Raw genomic sequence first — 15,935 nt, forward strand, 5'->3', positions numbered from 1 at the left:
GCTAAATATAATCTTTTCAATTTTCCTAACTTGAAAAGATTTGATGCCTTTTCACAATTCATATAGGATTGCTATAGAACCTTGGACACCTGACCCTAGTGCAACCGGGTTTCTGAGTCAGTCCTGGACGCACTCAAAGACCAAAAACCCGGTTGCTGCGTCAATATTTATCGAAAAAGCGAAGATTTGTGGAATAAACCGGGTTTTTTGCGTAAGTCCTGTTAGGGTATTTCTTCTTACTAAAGCCCCGATTTTTCCCTACAGTTCGCGATCGCACTCCGACGCCTATAAACCGGAGTTTTTAATTGCAGTAAATGAGTAGAACCAAGTATTTTTCTTAAAAAACTACGTTTCTGGCCCGAACCGGCCGTAAGTCCTGGTAAAATTTCTTGTAATGCTGCCAAAAAAGTGAAATGCATACCCAGCTACCTTCAGCGCAAAGGTGCGCTTACCCTAAATTCTAGCGATTCAGTTGAGGCCAGCAGCCCCGATGAAACTGGTTGTGGCGCCTTGGGTGCTGTAACCCCAAGCAAAACGAACGAAACTGCCATCAAGCCGCCGTACAAGGCAGCCGATCGCTTGCGAGTTGCCAGTCCCACCCATTGAGGATTTAGCAGACCCAGACAAAAAGCCGGTGTGGAAAACATGAAAGTTAATACAAACAAGCTGGACATCACGCACCTCCGACTACCGAATTGCAGCGATTAATTACTTTTCTCTCCAATTAATAGCTCACAAATCCGCTTAAAAAAGTGGTAATTTAGGATTTATAACTTGAGAATTATTCATGTTTGTCAAACAATAATAATTTTTTTAAAATCTCTTACTTTAGGTAGTGGTTAAAAAAAATAATAGCTTTCTAAAAAGGTCAAAAATTTAGCTTAAAATAGAAACTAAATTCCTTACTCAAAATATGAAAGTCCGCTTTAATGTAGTGCGCCAAAATCAAAACGAGGCTCCCCGGGTTCACACTTACACCCTAGATGTGGAAGAGAGCAATACCATCCTAGACTGCCTCAACAGTATTAAGTGGGAACACGACGGCACTTTAGCTTTTCGCAAAAATTGCCGCAATACAATTTGCGGCAGTTGTTCTATGCGAATTAACGGTCGCTCAGCATTAGCTTGCAAAGAAAATGTAGCCAGCGAACTGGCAAGACTGCAAAAAATAGCCGATTCCAGCTCAGCAGAAATACCTACCGATTTCATCCCAGAAATCACCGTCGCCCCAATGGGAAATATGCCGGTTATTAAAGATTTGGTTGTTGACATGACCAGTTTTTGGGACAACCTAGAAGCAGTTGAACCCTATGTCAGCACCGCCTCGCGAGCAATTCCAGAACGCGAATTTCTGCAAACTCCAGAAGAGCGATCGAAACTCGACCAAACCGGCAACTGCATCCTCTGCGGCGCGTGCTATTCTGAGTGCAACGCCCGCGAAGTCAACCCGGAATTTGTCGGCCCCCACGCCCTCGCCAAAGCTTACCGCACGATCGCCGACTCCCGCGACAGCGAAACCGAAAATCGGCTCGAAAAATACAACGAAGGCACCGCAGGCGTCTGGGGATGCACCCGCTGTTACTACTGCAACTCGGTTTGTCCGATGGAAGTCGCGCCTATGGATCAAATTGGTAAGATTAAACAAGAGATTCTCGATCGCAAAGACGACCAAGCCAGTCGATCGATCCGCCACCGCAAAGTTTTAATAGATCTTGTCAAAGAAGGTGGCTGGATAGACGAGCGCAAGTTTGGCATAGAAGTAGTAGGAAACTACTTCCGCGACGTTAAAGGTTTGCTGAGTCTGGGCCCGTTGGGTTTGAGAATGATCGCTCGCGGCAAGTTCCCGCTGTTTTTTGAGCCTTCAGAAGGTACCGAAACCGTGCGAAATCTGATCGAATCGGTTCAAAGTTTAGAAAAGTCAGCAGATTAGCGATCGGCTGTCATTTTCCTGGTAAATTACAAGTTGTGCGATCGCAAAGCTTCCCCAAAATCATCACTCAAAACTCGAAACTTAAAACTTTTAAATGACTGCTCAAACTCCTCCATCCCCAAAACCGACAACCCCAAATACCCCAAAACCAGAACCAGCCTTTGGGTGGAATGCCTACGCCGAACAAATCAACGGAAGATTTGCGATGGTGGGATTCGTGGGACTTTTGCTGCTAGAATTCTTCACCCGCCAGGATTTTTTTACCTGGCTGGGTCTGCGTTAAATTAATCTAAATCAAGAATGGAAGTTGAAAAATTATCGATATTTCAGCTTCCATTCTACTTTTAAGAGTTATTTAAAATAAAGTTTATCAAATTATAAATGCACAATAATGACTTTTATAGTTTCAGATCACCCATGAATGTACCAAAGTCGATCGCACTTACTTGTAGTGCGATCGTCCTTGAATTATAGGGATACGGCAATGCCGTGCCCTGACTCCCAAGTTTCGTTCAAACTAATTTCCAGTTGTTTCGCGGACGGTCAAACTGTATTTGCCTCTACCTTTTGGAGGCGGATCGTAAGCATTGACAATGACGCGATAGCGACCGTTCGCGGACAAGGTAACAGTAAGCTCTGAATTGGAATTTTGCTGCGTTGCATCATCATTTTCTGCAAGTAGCTCGCCCTGGGAGTTGAAAATAGCGAGATAAGTATCAAAATCGGTACTTTCTACGGTAACAACCACTTTCTGACCCTGAGTGCCTTCAAAGGTATACTCGTCGTACAAACTGCTGTCCGAGGGCAGTACAGAAGACTTAGTAGGGGTGAGTTCTCCGTTTTGCTCTAAAATGACCTTAGATGAACCCGCATCAGGACTCGACCGAGGTTCTACAGTTGGACTCTGAGTTGGCGAACTCTGTGGTGATGGCGACGGGTTGGGGCTGGCTTGAGCTAAAACCGCCTTTTCAGCAGGCTTTGCATCAGTTAAATTTTGAGGAAATTCTGCTGAAAGGAGGGTGGAACTACTGTTAGCAACTCCACCTAAATTTGAAACTGGCAGGGAGACAGTCGGCTTGCCAGAAAAAGTAGCTACCAGAGCAATTGGCGCGATCGCCCAAAATCTAACTTGACGCATGAATTACCTCGATTTGCAACGAAGAAGGAAGTTCGGCAACGGATTCTGTAACGGATTTAACGGATGGAAGAAGGAAGTTCGGCAACGGATGAGCGTAAAGGATTTAATGGATGGACGGAAGCAGGAAGCAGAATAATTCGACCAATTACCAATTCCCGATTACCCATTACCTTTTTCCCCATTTTCAACGGACAGTTAGAGTGTAACGACCCCGGCCAGAAGCATCGTAAGCATTGACAATTACGCGATAGCGACCCGTCGCGGGCAAAGTAACGGTGAGAAACGCATTTTTAGTGGAATCGCTCTCATCGTCATTTTCTGCCACTAATCGGCCATTAGGGCCAAAGATAGCCACATAGGGATCGAAATCTGTGCTTTCGAGGGAAATGGCTACAGACTGACCCGATCGACCTTCAAAAGTATACTCGCGATACAGACTGTTGTCAGACGGCAATACTGGGCCGCCTGCGACTAAAGCGCCTTCTTCTTGCAAAATCGCCCGAGAAGGCGCGGTAGGAGCACTGGCTTTCAGTTCTAACGTATAAGCCCCTGACTGCTTAGCTTGGTAGGAATTTGCCACTAACGTGTAAGTCCCGTCTGCAGGCAGCCTGACTGTAATTCTGGCGTCTTTACTGCCTGCCCCGTCATCGTCTTGGGCGATTTCGCGCTGGTTGGGCCCGAGCAAAATTAAATAAGGGTCAATCTCTTGACTTTTCATTTCTATTGTGATTTGCTGGCCCGCTTTTCCCTCAAATGAGTAGAGGTCAAAAAAGCTGTTGTCGGTGGGCAGAACGCTAGACTTGTCGGTGAGGAGGCCGCTGACGGCGGGCCCGTTTAAGGCAACTTTTTGAGGTGATTTGTTGCCACCAAAGGGCGATCGGGCTTGAGCCACGCGGGGAGCCCGCCCTTCTCGCACCGCTGTCAGGAAAGCGGGTAATTTGTCTGCGGAAATTGCAAAACCGATACCGATACTGCCACCCCCCCGACCGCGAGTAAAAATAGAAGTATTGACGCCGATTAATTCTCCTGAACTGTTGAGCAGTGGGCCTCCTGAATTGCCGGGATTGATGGCGGCGTCGGTTTGAATTAAGCCCCGCTGCTGGTCGATGCGGCTGACGATTCCAACTGTAAAAGTACCTTGAAATTGACCGAAGGGATTGCCGATCGCAAATGCTTGTTGCCCGACTTTCACCGAACCGGGACTGGCTAAAGGAATGGTGGGCAAATTGTTTTGACCGCGAATCTTCACCACGGCTAAGTCTAGACCTTCTTCGCCGAATCCGATGACATCGCCGACAAGTTTTCTGCCGTCTGACAAAATGATATTGACGGTACCGCCTGCCGAAACAACGTGGGCGTTAGTTAACACCATGCCGTCGGGGCTGATAATTGTGCCGCTGCCGTTAGATTTATCTGTATCGACGGTAACAACCGCCGGACTAGCCTTTTCGTAGACTCGAATATTGGTTTGTTCTTCGACATTTTGGGCGATCGCACCCTGGGAATGCACCGAGTTAAATTCCGTTAAATCTGTTGATTGCCGCACAGGGGATGTCGTAACAACCGCAGTAGCGCTGGTTGCAACCCCAACCGTTAAAATTCCCGATACTGCTAAAGTTAGAAGTTTGAAATTCATGGCGATCGATTATTATTTAGCGATCGGTAGCTAGGAATTAGGTTTTGTGGCTAACCGCTAACTACCTTCTGTAATTATTTTAGGGCTTGCACCACGGTAGTGACCTTCCTCACGCCGGTTCTCCAATTTGGGAATCTGAATCAGCAGCTAAATACTTAAAATTAGCTTCTCGTACCGCAGCGTCCTCATTGCCGTAGAAAAAAGACAGCAAAGCAAAACGCTGGCCGCTAATCACCGCCGTCGCTTCATGCAGCAAAGAACACGAAAAAATAATCGCCGTGCCAGAATCCCCTTTATAACCGTGCGGCGCGTACTCTGGAAACCGTAAAAATCCCCCCGTGTACTCTCCCACATTCAAGTTTAGCGTCATCGCAAACCTGCGGTGCAGCGTAGCTTTGCTAGTATTGTCGCGGTGCGGCCGAAAATAACCGCCGCTGTCAGCATCGTAACAACCTATCAAATACCGTTCAAACCTAGTGATTGTAAACTGAAAAGCTTTCTCTACTTCCGGTAGCACCCGGCGTAGAATAATCGCATTCAATTGTCGCTGGAAATCCTCGTCTTGAATAAAGAAATCTCGGCGCTTCTTAAAAGTGTCGTCGTGCAAGCCAACTGTTTTCCCGCCTATTTGCCTCATAAAGCCCGAGGGACTGCCACCATTAGTTTTGTACATATCGATCAAACTGCGGCAAGAAGCTTTGTCCAAAACGTTAGGAATTACCAATACCGGGGCGTGGCGAGTGGCTGCCCGGGCTTCCTCAATAGGGGGCAAAGTTTTGAGAAAATCTAATACTTGTTGGGCGTGTTGGTGCGGTTCGCCCATCGGCAAAATATTAATTACCTGAAGGTTTTCGTTGAGTACAAAAGTTTGGGGTGCATAGTGAACTCCGGCAAATCCATTTTCTTGGACATCTCGGAAAACACCGTACTGCTGACTGACTGTTTTATCCAAGTCCCAGAAAAAGATGAATGACGGAGCAATTGTTGTCGGTCTGTTTTGTTCTTTGTCTACTGGGTCAACGCTCACTCCGAACCGCGCTACTTGCAAGCTTCGGAATTCTTCTGAAAGCTCTTGAAAGCTTTTGAGGATTACTTGGATTTGTTCAAAAGCTGCGCTGGCAAAGAAAAACAGCACGACTCGCCGGCCGGCAACCGTCGGGAAATGAAATAAGGGGTTATTTGTAGAAGGAATGGAAAACCAGGGAGCCGGATCTCCTATTTCGAGTAATGGCATCTTGCTGATTTAAGAAAAGGGATTTTATATTAAGATTATTATGCTGGCGATTAGTTCCACAGGTTCGGTAGGTCAAAATAATTTTAAAAAAAATTAGCTTTTATTTGTCTATATCTGTGTTTGTCAGGGGGTTCACACTCACAATTTACAGTCTTTTTAATCACTTTAATATCTGAGAATAAGTAGATGGGGATCGATAAACGCAACTTATTTTTTTGCCTGCGGGTACCAGAAATGTTTAGTTTCACCCATCTACTTAGTGTTTGCCTATTTGTCGAAACTGGGGGAATTATCCGGTTGGTCTTCCGGGTATTCTACAGGTCGATACTCCACGTAGTCTGACGGCGGTGCTTCCACGTCGCGGTTGCTGGGGCGAGACCTGGATGATTCCGTAGGACGGGGTTTTTTGGTTCTCGGCGGCGTATCGGAACTGCGGTTTTCCGAAGCAGGGGGGCGACTGCTGCGGCTGCGGGTCGGTCTTTCTTCGGGGTTGTCTGAAACGTCCCAGTTGTCAGACTCTTGGGCAGGCGGGGCTTCTGGGCGAGAGGGACGTTTGCGCGACGCTCTATCTGCCGAATCGGGCCTGGAGGTGTTAACGCTGCCGTTGCGATTCGAGGGGCGGCGGCGGGGTTCGTCGTCGTAGGCTTCCCGAGAGGAACGGTAGTCTTGGCTGCCTCTGATGCGGGGACGCTGCGGATAGTCTTCCTCTGGTTCTAGCTGCTCCATTTCGGCATCGTAGCCGTCGTAACCGTAAGCGTTGCTGACCGGTCGCTCTTCATCTACATATTGGGCGCGGGTTTTGGCTTGGGCTGTGGTCGCTCCTCGCAGCTTGATGCTTTCTGTTGCAAAAAATATGGCGGTACCGCTGAGCAGAAATTGACCGAATGCCAGAATTGGGTCAAGCCGCCACCCTTGAAATAACAGAATACCGCCGCACAGCAAGCCGACTGCTGCAAAAAAAATATCGTGGTCTCGGGCTAGTTTGGGACGCCACGATCGCAGAAAATACAGTCCTGCCCCTGCTACTGCTAGGATAATCCCTAACAGGCTGCTCCAGTTCAATCCTAAATTGACCATTAGCCTATCTCCTATGTCTTTCCTATGTTAGCGAGTTAGATTTTACATCTATCATTAAGTCTGTCAGCCCGACTGTGCTTTCTGGGGCAGCGTCCGGTCAGGGTTTCAGCTTGGGAAGTGAGTATAATAATGAGTTTAACGGGAAAAAACCTCAGCTTGGCAGTCAACTGAAGGTTTTGCCTTGACAGTTGCTGGCAGCCGAGGTTTCTCGGATCGGGGAAATGCCCGACTTGTAGCCCACAATTGACTTGCAGCGCCGGACTTAGACACCCACTGACTTTTTAGGTGCGCTTGATTTTGTCTTTTTGGCTGATGAATATCAGACCGATCGTTGCTGGAAGCACTACTACCACAACGCCCACCAGCAGGCTGTACAAAAAGTTCGCGAGAGAAGGAGTCATAGATTCCAAGCCTTTGTTACAACAATTTGATTTTTATTAATTTTATACTTTCGATCGCACCTGTGAAACGGTTAAAATTATGAACGGCTGACTTAACAAAACTTAAAATTTCGAGATAAGACCCATGACTGGTATTACCGTTGCAAGTTGGATTCTGGGATCTGTCCTAGTCGTGATGACCTTGCTGTTTATTTTTCGGATCGTCTTGACTTGGTATCCCGAGGTGAACCTCAGCAAATTGCCGTTGAGTCTGATTGCTTGGCCGACGGAACCTTTTTTAGCCGTAACTAGAAAGATTGTACCGCCGATCGGCGGGGTGGACATTACGCCGATTATTTGGGTGGGTATCTGTAGCTTGCTGCGAGAAATGATTCTCGGTCAGCAAGGAATCCTGACAATGATGATGTAATAGTCAGTTGGCGGGCATCGGGCATCGGGCATCGGGCATGGATTAGTTGCCACCAACTGCCAACTGCCAACTGACTACTGACTACTGACTATTGTTCAAGAACTGTTCGACGAAATTCGTGTAAACTTCGCCGCTGAGAAACTCGGGGGAATCGAGGATTTTTTGGTGAAAGCCCAGGGTGGTAGGAACGCCAGTGATGGCGCATTCCCGCAATGCCCGTTTCATCCTGCGGATGGCTGTCGGTCGATCGCGCCCCCATACAATTACTTTACCGATTAAAGAATCGTAGTAAGCGGGTATTTCGTAATCGGTGTAAACGTGAGAGTCCATCCGCACGCCGGGGCCACCAGGAGGCAAATAACCGCTGATTATCCCGGGGTGGGGTCGGAAATTGCGATCGGGGTCTTCAGCATTGATGCGGCACTCGATGGCGTGACCGCTGAGAATTACTTGGTTTTGCTTGATTTGCAGTTTTTCTCCTTGGGCGATGCGAATTTGTTCGGCTATCAAGTCGAGGCCTGTAATCATCTCGGTGACGGGATGTTCTACTTGGATGCGAGTGTTCATTTCCATGAAGTAGAACTTGCCCGATTTGTCAAGCAGAAATTCGACTGTGCCGGCACCTGTGTAGTTGATGGATTTGGCGGCGGCGACGGCGGCGTGACCCATTTGATCTCGCAGTTTCTGGGTGAGGGCTGGGCTGGGGGCTTCTTCCAGGAGTTTTTGGTGTCGGCGCTGAATCGAACAATCTCTCTCGCCGAGGTGGATGACGTTACCGTAGTTGTCGGCGAGGATTTGGATTTCGATGTGGCGGGGTCTTTCGATGAATTTTTCGAGGTAAAGTCCGGGATTGCCGAAGGCTGCATCGGCTTCGCCTTGGGCGGCTGAGAATAGTTTGGGGAGTTCGGATGCTTCTTTGACTAGCCTCATGCCGCGGCCTCCACCGCCTGCGGTGGCTTTGATCATCACTGGATAGCCGATGTCGCGGGCGATCGACAAAGCTTCGTGTTCGTCGGCCAGCAATCCCCCGCTACCGGGAACTGTGGGGACTTTCACTCGCTGCATGGTTTCTTTGGCGGTGGATTTGTCGCCCATCGCCCGCATGGCGGCAGGAGAAGGGCCGATGAAGGTAATTTGATGGTCGGCGCAGATTTCGGCAAATCGGGCGTTTTCGGCGAGGAAGCCGTAACCGGGGTGAATGGCTGCTGCGTTGCGCGTCAGGGCAGCCGCGATGATGTTGGGGATGTTTAAATAGCTTTTGCTGCTGGTGGGGGGGCCGATGCAAACGGCTTCGTCTGCCAACTGGACGTGCAAGGCGTGTTTATCTACGGTGGAGTGTACGGCGACCGTGGCAATCCCCATTTCCTCGCAGGTCCGCAATATGCGGAGAGCTATTTCTCCCCGATTAGCGATTAAAATTTTCGAGAACCCCATCTTCGCTGCTTAATTCACTCAATATTCTGTACAATAATGCCTTTCGGTATGTTCTGGATAATCGTTTTGCAGAAATTGTTCACAAAAATTTATTTTACATTTTGCTGGTAGTGGTGCTATGATTTTAAATCGGCGGTCTAAAAGGGCAAGTCACAAGTTAAATGTCAGGAACCTCAACCTGTGAATCTTTAACTCGTAACGCAAAAATCCCGGAGATTGCCAGAAAGAGCGGATGTGGCGGAATTGGTATACGCGCACGCTTGAGGTGCGTGTGGCATTATGTCCTTGCGAGTTCGAGTCTCGCCATCCGCATTGAATATATAAAACAACTGTTGACGGTTTTGGCTGTCGGCAGTTGTTTTGTATTGAGTGGTTTTTCTAGAAAGTCGATCGAGTACGGTAGGGTGCAGATTCATCAGATGTCCTCAAGTGCGATCGAACTTCTGACAGATCCGCACCATACAAAATACTCTTTAACTGTCGATCGACTATTGTGTTTGAATTAAAAACATAGATACTTATCCTTTGTCAAGTAGAATCGGGTTAGTTAGGTTCCGAATCCGAGAGTTGGCGGAGGAAAAAGGATGGACGCTAAAGGATGTTGCCGATCGATCCGAGGTTGCGTAAAGCACAGTCAGGCACTATGCTCGATCGGAAGGACTAGCAACGGTTGATATCACATCAATTCAAAAAATAGCTCGCACCCTTGATGTTTTGATTGAAGAGTTGATGGATGTTGTCAAAGAGTAAACAGATTTATCAGTAAGTCGCGAGAATATGACTGCGAAAATGTAATTAACAAAGAAAGCAGAGGGCGATTACACATCCCCAGAGGGAAGTTGATTTTGGGGACTAGGTAAACTTGTCTGCTGATTTGATGATTTACGATTGAGGTAGCGTTTAGTGACAAACCAAGCCAACCATCCCAAGCCTCCACCGGATAAACAACTAAGTACAAGGGCAATAATGAAGGGATGCGGCGGTAGCAGAGGATGTTGGAGAGAAGGGAAATTCCAAGGTTTTTCGATTAAGGGGTAGCCGGCTGCTACGATTCCGGCAACGCCGACTCCGACACCGATGCCGGTACCGACTGCTTGAATCGTGTTTTGTAAATTGCGATCGCGCTCTTTTTCTTCTTTCTCCTTTTTCTGTAAAGTTTGTTGCAGTTTGCGATCGGACTTGGCTTGTTCTATTTCCACCAAACCCCGCAATGTATTGATAAATTCGCCGATCAAGTCTTTACCCGGCTGGATATAACTGAGGTAGATTTCTATTTGGTCGAGATAGCGCTTGCAGGTATTTTCGCCAAACTCTCGCCAACTGGGAATATCGCCCGGTTGCCAGAATTTTTGTAAGTAAGTTTGATAGTTGAGCTGATTGGTTTTGATTGTGGTATAATGCCCTTGCAGATTTCGCAGTTGCCGTTGATACTGCATAGATAGTTCTGGCATAGATTCGAGAAGTTTTTGCAGTTCTTCTAATGGCTTATCTTGCTTGAATTCTTTAATCTTTGCTTCTAGTTCGCTGTAAGCTTTTCTGGCTGCAATATAACTTTCTTTCGCTTGTTGGTAAACATATTCAATTTTGTGGCGAGTCAAGAGTGAGTTAAATAAAGGGTCATAAACAGATTTTACATCTGGAGATATCCCTTGATTGTCGATCCAAACTAAAATCCGATAGAGTTTATTGCGTTGATTGGGTTGGCTAATTTCATATTCAAATAGAGGAACTTTGAGCAAGTTACCTTGAGCGACTAATCCAAATGTAAAGTTAGTGTTTTTTAGCAGATTTCTCACTAATTCATCAGCTACGCCTTGACATTCTGTATCAGGTATTTCTGTTTGTCCGTAAAGCCAGATGGTTTCACCGAGAGTGTTTTCCGAACAGTCTAAGAAAAGGCTGCTAGGTTCAAATAAATCGATTTCTGCTGCTGCAATATCTCGCTCATCATCGGCGGGAGATAAAGTTAGATCGAAAGCGTAGGTATCATGCCATAGAAAGGGTTGCAGATTCCCGCTAATCGCTAATTGATTTTTGTGAATCGCAGTAAGTGCGATCGACTTTTGTTCTTTGGTTAGCCATTGATTGATTAAATATAAGGCTTTTGTCTGATGTTTGAAAGCCTGGGATTCTTCATCAAATTTGTAGCAAACTAATTGAGTTTTTAAATCTTTGAGTTCAGTGAAAGGCAGTTTTTCACTGAGTTTAATCAGTTTTTCCCAAATAAAATCGGCTGTAGGTGAAACTTGAGCGGGAGGTTCAGCTAAAGTCTGATTGAGATGGAAATAACAAACACTGATACTAAAATTTTTCATGGAGAAGACGGCGTACCTTGATTTGCTTCAGGAGGTTTTTCCGCAGCTATAGTCAGATTTTCTAGGGTTTCTTTCAAAGTTTGACTTGGCTGTCCCGGCTTAGTGGGTGATTGCCCTTTATTGGGTAATTTAACTTCCTCTGATTTCATCACCATAGCCCTGTATTGAAACTTAATTGCTGGCTTATCTTGCAGCCAATTTTCAATAAGTTCGACATTGTTGTCATCATTGTCTGTTAATTCAGCTTTGAGAGCAGCTAGGGCATATCTCAAGTTAAAAAAGAAATCTGATTGAATTAATTGCTGGAAAATTTCTATTTTGTTGCTGCTATTAGTCATGTTTTGCTCTGCTTTGCCAGCCGCACAGAAGCCGGCCCAATGAAAGGGGTTTTGATAGATTTTAGCACAGAGTCCTTGAGTTGCTTTGTCCTTTTCCAGGAGGCATTGTAAGATTTCTCGCCAGTCAGTGTCTAGGAGGTGACATTGGTTTGTCCAGTCGAGGAAGCCTTGGATGTCGGTGTCTCGCATCCAGATTTGGGCTTGGCTTAATGCTAGGGCGAATTTACCGGGTTGGTGGTAGAGGTTTTCGTAGGTTTTGATCAGTAAAATTGCTGTAGAAAGGGAGTTTACTGACCACAGGCTGACGTATAAACTGGGACTACCAGCTAGTAGGAAACCGCTGGTGAGGCTGATGTATTCGTCGGTGTTGTCGAGTTGGACTTGTCCGGTTTCGCAGGCGGAAAGGGTGACTAGGCTGCATTCACTGAGGTTGAAATAGCGGATGATTTCTTCTAGGGTGAGAGTACCATCATATAGCTGTAAACCCGATTTTAGCGGTTCGTTGCGATCGAAGGAACCGTGACAGGAAAAGAACAGATGATGGCTGTCGGCGACTTTTTCGGCTATTTCTAATTTTGACTCTGATTGTTTGCCTTTTTTGGCATCTTGTTTAGCAAAAATTTCTGTGCTGGGGAAAATGTTTTTGATGCTTTGTACTTCCATTTCCGCAGCCGTTAAGTCATTTGTGGGGTTTTGAATGGCGAAGAATTGATCGAATTTACCGCGTTCGTATTTTTGGACTTGGTGCAATAGTTGACAACTGGGGGCGTAGGAAACTCCATTATCGAAGCAGTCAACGAGACAGGGATTCAGGGGGCAATTTTGGTCGTTCGGGTGAAAGCGCTGCCAATTTTCCCTACTCACCGGGAGGGCGTGGAGAGGGAACAGGTGCAAGTAGCGGTGGGGAATCAGGATTAGTTTATCGCAGGTTTCGGGGATGTTTTTAACTATTTCATTAATGTGGAGAATTTGGGCTAGATTTGCTAGTTTGGTTTCTAGGCTATTTTGCCATTCTTGACGGTTACTGTCATAATTTTCTAAATATTCAATTACCCAATCAATTAGTTTTTCTAAATCTTGCGGTGATGATTGCCAAAATTCGATCCCCCCTGCCCCCATTAAGAAGGGGGGTTCTGAATTTCGATCGGGTTCGCTGTGAGATAACTGTGTAACTTCTAATTGATTCTCTCCCATTTTCAAGGGGGATTCCGATCCCTCTTCCTCCCCCCTTATTAAGGGGGGCTGGGGGGGATCGTTCGCGATGAGGAAAGCACAAAAACTATCGCCCAAAATGTACCATTCTACAATTGCTGTTTTTTCATCGGCTAACTTCTGAATTTCACCAAATTTGAGAGGTGTATAGGGATATTTTGCAGCTAAGTCTTGGCGCAGTTGGTTGATGAAGTCATAATTTTTTTCTTCAGCTTGTTTTAACCGTTGATTTTCTTCGGCAATTCTCAGTCTTAACTGTTGCAACTCTTGGCGCACTTGGGGGGGGATTTCTCCTTTGGGATACAAATCTTTCACTGACAGCAACTCGATTAAGTTTTGCCCCTTGGAACGTTCGGCATATTCTACAGCTTCGGTGTAGCGTTTCAGTTGGATGCAAACTTCTACCATGCCCAGATAAAGTTCATTCCATTCTTCGGCTAATTTTTGTTTGGTTTCATCCCCAGATTGAATCTCGCCCCGTAAAAATTCTACTGTTTCAATCGCTGCGGCATAGGTATCATAAGCGAGTTGCCATTGCTGGTTACTTCGGGAAAGATTACCTAAATTAGATAAAGTCTCTGTATGTCCTTGTGGGAAAGCCTCGCGAGTTCTGATAGTTAAAGCATGGCGATAAAGTGCGATCGCCCTCTCCAGATTATCCGCTCGCGAACCCCTGATTCTGTCACTGTAGGCAACGGCTAGGTTATTTAGAGTCATTGCCCAATTTTCGGGGAAATCCTCAAGGGTACGGACTGTTAAAGCAGCCTGATAAAACTCGATCGCCCTCTCCAGATTATCCGCTCGCGAACCCCTGATTCTGTCACTGTAGGGAGCAGCTAGGTTATTTAGAGTCATTGCCCAATTTTCGGGGAAATCCTCAAAAGTATAGACTGTTAAAGCAGCCTGAAAAAACTCGATCGCCCTCTCCAGATTATCCGCTCGTGAACCGTTGATTCTGTTACTGTAGGCAAGGGCTAGGTTGTTTTGAGTCATTGCCCAATCTTCGGGGAAATCCTCAAAAGTATAGACTGTTAAAGCATTGCGATAAAGTGCGATCGCCCTCTCCAGATTATCCGCCCGCGAACCGTTGATTCTGTTACTGTAGGCAAGGGCTAGGTTGTTTTGAGTCGTTGCCCATTTTTCGGGGAAATCCTCAAAAGTATAGACTGTTAAAGCAGCCTCATAAAACTCGATCGCCCTCTCCAGATTATCCGCTCGCGAACCGTGGATTCTGGTACTGTAGGCATTAGCTAGGTTGTTGTGAGTCATTGCCCATTTTTCGGGGAAATCCTCAAGGGTATAGACTGTTAAAGCAGCCTGATAAAACTCGATCGCCCTCTCCAGATTATCCGCTCGCGAACCCCTGATTCTGTTTCTGTAGGCTTCTCCTAGGCTGTTTTGAGTCATTGCCCATTGTTCGGGGAAATCCTCAAGGGTACGGACTGTTAAAGCAGCCTGAAAAAACTCGATCGCCCTCTCCAGATTATCCGCCCGCGAACCGTTGATTCTGTCACGGTAGGCAAGGGCTAGGTTGTTTTGAGTCGTTGCCCATTTTTCGGGGAAATCCTCAAAAGTATAGACTGTTAAAGCAGCCTGATAAAACTCGATCGCCCTCTCCAGATTATCCGCTCGCGAACCGTTGATTCTGTCACTGTAGGGAGCAGCTAGGTTATTTAGAGTCATTGCCCAATCTTCGGGGAAATCCTCAAAAGTATAGACTGTTAAAGCAGCCTGAAAAAACTCGATCGCCCTCTCCAGATTATCCGCTCGCGAACCCCTGATTCTGTTTTTGTAGGCAACGGCTAGGTTATTTAGAGTCATTGCCCAATCTTCGGGGAAATCCTCAAGGGTACGGACTGTTAAAGCAGCCTGATAAAACTCGATCGCCCTCTCCAGATTATCTGCCCGCGAACCGCTGATTCTGTTACTGTAGGCAACAGCTAGGTTGTTTTGAGTTCTAGCGTATTTTTCGCTCCCCGGTTGCCGATTGTTTAAAACTATTTGATAACCCGTAATGGCAATTTCAATATTTTTCGCTCTATTGCCGCGCGGAAATTCACTAATATGAATACTCAAATATTCAATATCGGCGACAATGTACTCAATTCCTTCGGGATGTTCGGCAATTAAATGCTCGGCTACTTGCTGTAAAATCTCGGCAAAACGGAGATTGAGGAGTTGTTGTCGCTGAGCCAGCATCGGGTAAATTACGGCAACACCACTATAGCTTTCTTCTGCTTGCAGTAATTCTAGGATAAAGTTTACATACTCTTGGGGATTTTTACCTTCAGAATTATCGCGCTCTCCGTCATCGTTCATTCCCAAGAATTGCCCTAGCTGACTGGCAAAATTCCGTAAAAAATTAGCGGGATTTTCCTGTCCTTCCTCTGCCAGGTTTTCTGCTACTACCTCGCAAACTTGCAGAAACCCCGAATCTACCAATTCTAAGTTAGCCTGTAAAATCTGCCGTTCCTCACCGTTGGGGCAAGTCAGGAGTGTCTCAATCAATTTCAGATAAGCTTGGGTGCGGGTTTCTTCCATTGTGGGGAGTTGTCAGTAACACGGATGTTTATTTACCATGATTCGTCGATGGGTTGCCAGAAACCGGATTTTTTCGAGAATATTTGATTACAGGCGAAGAGATTGGAAAAAACCCGGTTTTTAAAGATTGTGCGCGGGTGGCCAGAAACCTCGGTTAGCCCGATAGTCCGCCAGGGGTTGAAACCCCTGTCTCATAGCGAAAGTCCTCCTAAGAAACTTAATCTAACTGCGGAGTTTTAGCAATTAGCTCAAACCCAAAAGACTCCGCAG

At 46.4% G+C, this 15,935-nt stretch carries 14 protein-coding genes, 1 tRNA gene and 1 pseudogene; 8 read left to right on the plus strand and 8 right to left on the minus strand.

The window, feature by feature from the left end:
* Window positions 1–408 precede the first annotated feature (408 nt).
* The 3 genes from QUB33_RS26725 (at window position 409) to QUB33_RS26735 (ending at window position 2,213) form a co-directional block, all read left to right on the plus strand.
* Complete coding sequence (locus QUB33_RS26725) at window positions 409–606, plus strand: hypothetical protein (RefSeq protein WP_333356741.1); 198 nt, start codon at window positions 409–411, stop codon at window positions 604–606.
* Window positions 607–913: 307 nt separating this feature from the next.
* Window positions 914–1,930 (plus strand): succinate dehydrogenase/fumarate reductase iron-sulfur subunit, encoded by a 1,017-nt coding sequence (locus tag QUB33_RS26730; RefSeq protein ID WP_190655734.1) that lies wholly within the window; start codon window positions 914–916, stop codon window positions 1,928–1,930.
* Window positions 1,931–2,024: 94 nt separating this feature from the next.
* On the plus strand, window positions 2,025–2,213 hold the full coding sequence (locus QUB33_RS26735) for a chlorophyll a/b-binding protein (protein WP_333106934.1): 189 nt from the start codon (window positions 2,025–2,027) through the stop codon (window positions 2,211–2,213).
* Window positions 2,214–2,447: 234 nt separating this feature from the next.
* Here the strand turns inward: QUB33_RS26735 and QUB33_RS26740 are convergent, their stop codons facing one another.
* A complete protein-coding gene (locus QUB33_RS26740; RefSeq protein WP_333356744.1) occupies window positions 2,448–3,068 on the minus strand; it encodes a pre-peptidase C-terminal domain-containing protein in 621 nt (206 codons plus the stop codon).
* Here QUB33_RS26740 and QUB33_RS26745 point away from each other — a divergent pair.
* Window positions 3,067–3,204 carry a hypothetical protein gene (locus QUB33_RS26745; RefSeq protein WP_333356747.1) on the plus strand — a complete coding sequence of 46 codons (138 nt, stop codon included), beginning with the start codon at window positions 3,067–3,069 and terminating at the stop codon, window positions 3,202–3,204. The two genes, QUB33_RS26740 and QUB33_RS26745, sit on opposite strands and share 2 nt — an antisense overlap.
* A gap of 48 nt (window positions 3,205–3,252) precedes the next feature.
* Here the strand turns inward: QUB33_RS26745 and QUB33_RS26750 are convergent, their stop codons facing one another.
* From QUB33_RS26750 to psbX, 4 genes are all read right to left on the minus strand, one after another.
* The gene (locus QUB33_RS26750) at window positions 3,253–4,704 is read right to left on the minus strand and encodes a trypsin-like peptidase domain-containing protein (protein ID WP_333356750.1); all 1,452 of its coding nucleotides are present in this window, start codon (window positions 4,702–4,704) and stop codon (window positions 3,253–3,255) included.
* 109 nt (window positions 4,705–4,813) lie between these two features.
* On the minus strand, window positions 4,814–5,938 hold the full coding sequence (locus QUB33_RS26755; protein ID WP_333356753.1) for a redoxin domain-containing protein: 1,125 nt from the start codon (window positions 5,936–5,938) through the stop codon (window positions 4,814–4,816).
* Window positions 5,939–6,205: 267 nt separating this feature from the next.
* Window positions 6,206–7,015, minus strand: coding sequence for a Ycf66 family protein (locus QUB33_RS26760; protein ID WP_333356757.1), 810 nt, complete (start codon window positions 7,013–7,015; stop codon window positions 6,206–6,208).
* 281 nt (window positions 7,016–7,296) lie between these two features.
* Window positions 7,297–7,416: a photosystem II reaction center X protein gene (psbX, locus tag QUB33_RS26765; protein ID WP_006634855.1), complete on the minus strand. Its 120-nt coding sequence runs from the start codon at window positions 7,414–7,416 to the stop codon at window positions 7,297–7,299.
* A 124-nt stretch (window positions 7,417–7,540) separates the two neighbouring features.
* On the opposite strand from psbX, the gene QUB33_RS26770 reads away from it, so the two are divergent.
* On the plus strand, window positions 7,541–7,825 hold the full coding sequence (locus QUB33_RS26770; protein ID WP_190736140.1) for a YggT family protein: 285 nt from the start codon (window positions 7,541–7,543) through the stop codon (window positions 7,823–7,825).
* Between the two features lie 81 nt (window positions 7,826–7,906).
* Here QUB33_RS26770 and accC read toward each other — a convergent pair whose 3' ends face one another.
* Window positions 7,907–9,259 (minus strand): acetyl-CoA carboxylase biotin carboxylase subunit, encoded by a 1,353-nt coding sequence (accC, locus tag QUB33_RS26775; RefSeq protein WP_333356760.1) that lies wholly within the window; start codon window positions 9,257–9,259, stop codon window positions 7,907–7,909.
* 228 nt (window positions 9,260–9,487) lie between these two features.
* Here accC and QUB33_RS26780 point away from each other — a divergent pair.
* From QUB33_RS26780 to QUB33_RS26790, 3 genes and pseudogenes are all read left to right on the plus strand, one after another.
* Window positions 9,488–9,571 (plus strand) — tRNA-Leu (locus QUB33_RS26780).
* Window positions 9,572–9,591: 20 nt separating this feature from the next.
* Window positions 9,592–9,765, plus strand: a complete 174-nt coding sequence (locus tag QUB33_RS26785) for a hypothetical protein (RefSeq protein WP_333356763.1) — start codon at window positions 9,592–9,594, stop codon at window positions 9,763–9,765.
* A gap of 31 nt (window positions 9,766–9,796) precedes the next feature.
* Window positions 9,797–10,009 (plus strand): annotated as a pseudogene (locus tag QUB33_RS26790) (helix-turn-helix domain-containing protein).
* Window positions 10,010–10,077: 68 nt separating this feature from the next.
* Here QUB33_RS26790 and QUB33_RS26795 read toward each other — a convergent pair.
* Together QUB33_RS26795 and QUB33_RS26800 are read right to left on the minus strand one after the other, a co-directional pair.
* A complete protein-coding gene (locus tag QUB33_RS26795) occupies window positions 10,078–11,574 on the minus strand; it encodes a hypothetical protein (protein WP_333356766.1) in 1,497 nt (498 codons plus the stop codon).
* A complete protein-coding gene (locus tag QUB33_RS26800; protein WP_333356769.1) occupies window positions 11,571–15,665 on the minus strand; it encodes a CHAT domain-containing protein in 4,095 nt (1,364 codons plus the stop codon). Before QUB33_RS26800 ends, QUB33_RS26795 begins: the two co-directional genes overlap by 4 nt.
* Between the last annotated feature and the right edge of the window lie 270 nt (window positions 15,666–15,935).

The sequence above is a fragment of the Microcoleus sp. B3-A4 genome (assembly GCF_036705385.1).
GTDB lineage: Bacteria > Cyanobacteriota > Cyanobacteriia > Cyanobacteriales > Microcoleaceae > Microcoleus.

What these genes read in the sequence shown, in the direction of transcription:
- QUB33_RS26800 (WP_333356769.1), bottom strand. Translation starts at nt 15,665, where the DNA reads ATGGAAGAAACCCGCACCCAAGCTTATCTGAAATTGATTGAGACACTC.
- QUB33_RS26745 (WP_333356747.1), top strand. Translation starts at nt 3,067, where the DNA reads ATGAATTACCTCGATTTGCAACGAAGAAGGAAGTTCGGCAACGGATTC.
- QUB33_RS26760 (WP_333356757.1), bottom strand. Translation starts at nt 7,015, where the DNA reads ATGGTCAATTTAGGATTGAACTGGAGCAGCCTGTTAGGGATTATCCTA.
- QUB33_RS26740 (WP_333356744.1), bottom strand. Translation starts at nt 3,068, where the DNA reads ATGCGTCAAGTTAGATTTTGGGCGATCGCGCCAATTGCTCTGGTAGCT.
- psbX (WP_006634855.1), bottom strand. Translation starts at nt 7,416, where the DNA reads ATGACTCCTTCTCTCGCGAACTTTTTGTACAGCCTGCTGGTGGGCGTT.
- QUB33_RS26795 (WP_333356766.1), bottom strand. Translation starts at nt 11,574, where the DNA reads ATGAAAAATTTTAGTATCAGTGTTTGTTATTTCCATCTCAATCAGACT.
- QUB33_RS26755 (WP_333356753.1), bottom strand. Translation starts at nt 5,938, where the DNA reads ATGCCATTACTCGAAATAGGAGATCCGGCTCCCTGGTTTTCCATTCCT.
- QUB33_RS26770 (WP_190736140.1), top strand. Translation starts at nt 7,541, where the DNA reads ATGACTGGTATTACCGTTGCAAGTTGGATTCTGGGATCTGTCCTAGTC.
- QUB33_RS26735 (WP_333106934.1), top strand. Translation starts at nt 2,025, where the DNA reads ATGACTGCTCAAACTCCTCCATCCCCAAAACCGACAACCCCAAATACC.
- QUB33_RS26750 (WP_333356750.1), bottom strand. Translation starts at nt 4,704, where the DNA reads ATGAATTTCAAACTTCTAACTTTAGCAGTATCGGGAATTTTAACGGTT.
- QUB33_RS26730 (WP_190655734.1), top strand. Translation starts at nt 914, where the DNA reads ATGAAAGTCCGCTTTAATGTAGTGCGCCAAAATCAAAACGAGGCTCCC.
- accC (WP_333356760.1), bottom strand. Translation starts at nt 9,259, where the DNA reads ATGGGGTTCTCGAAAATTTTAATCGCTAATCGGGGAGAAATAGCTCTC.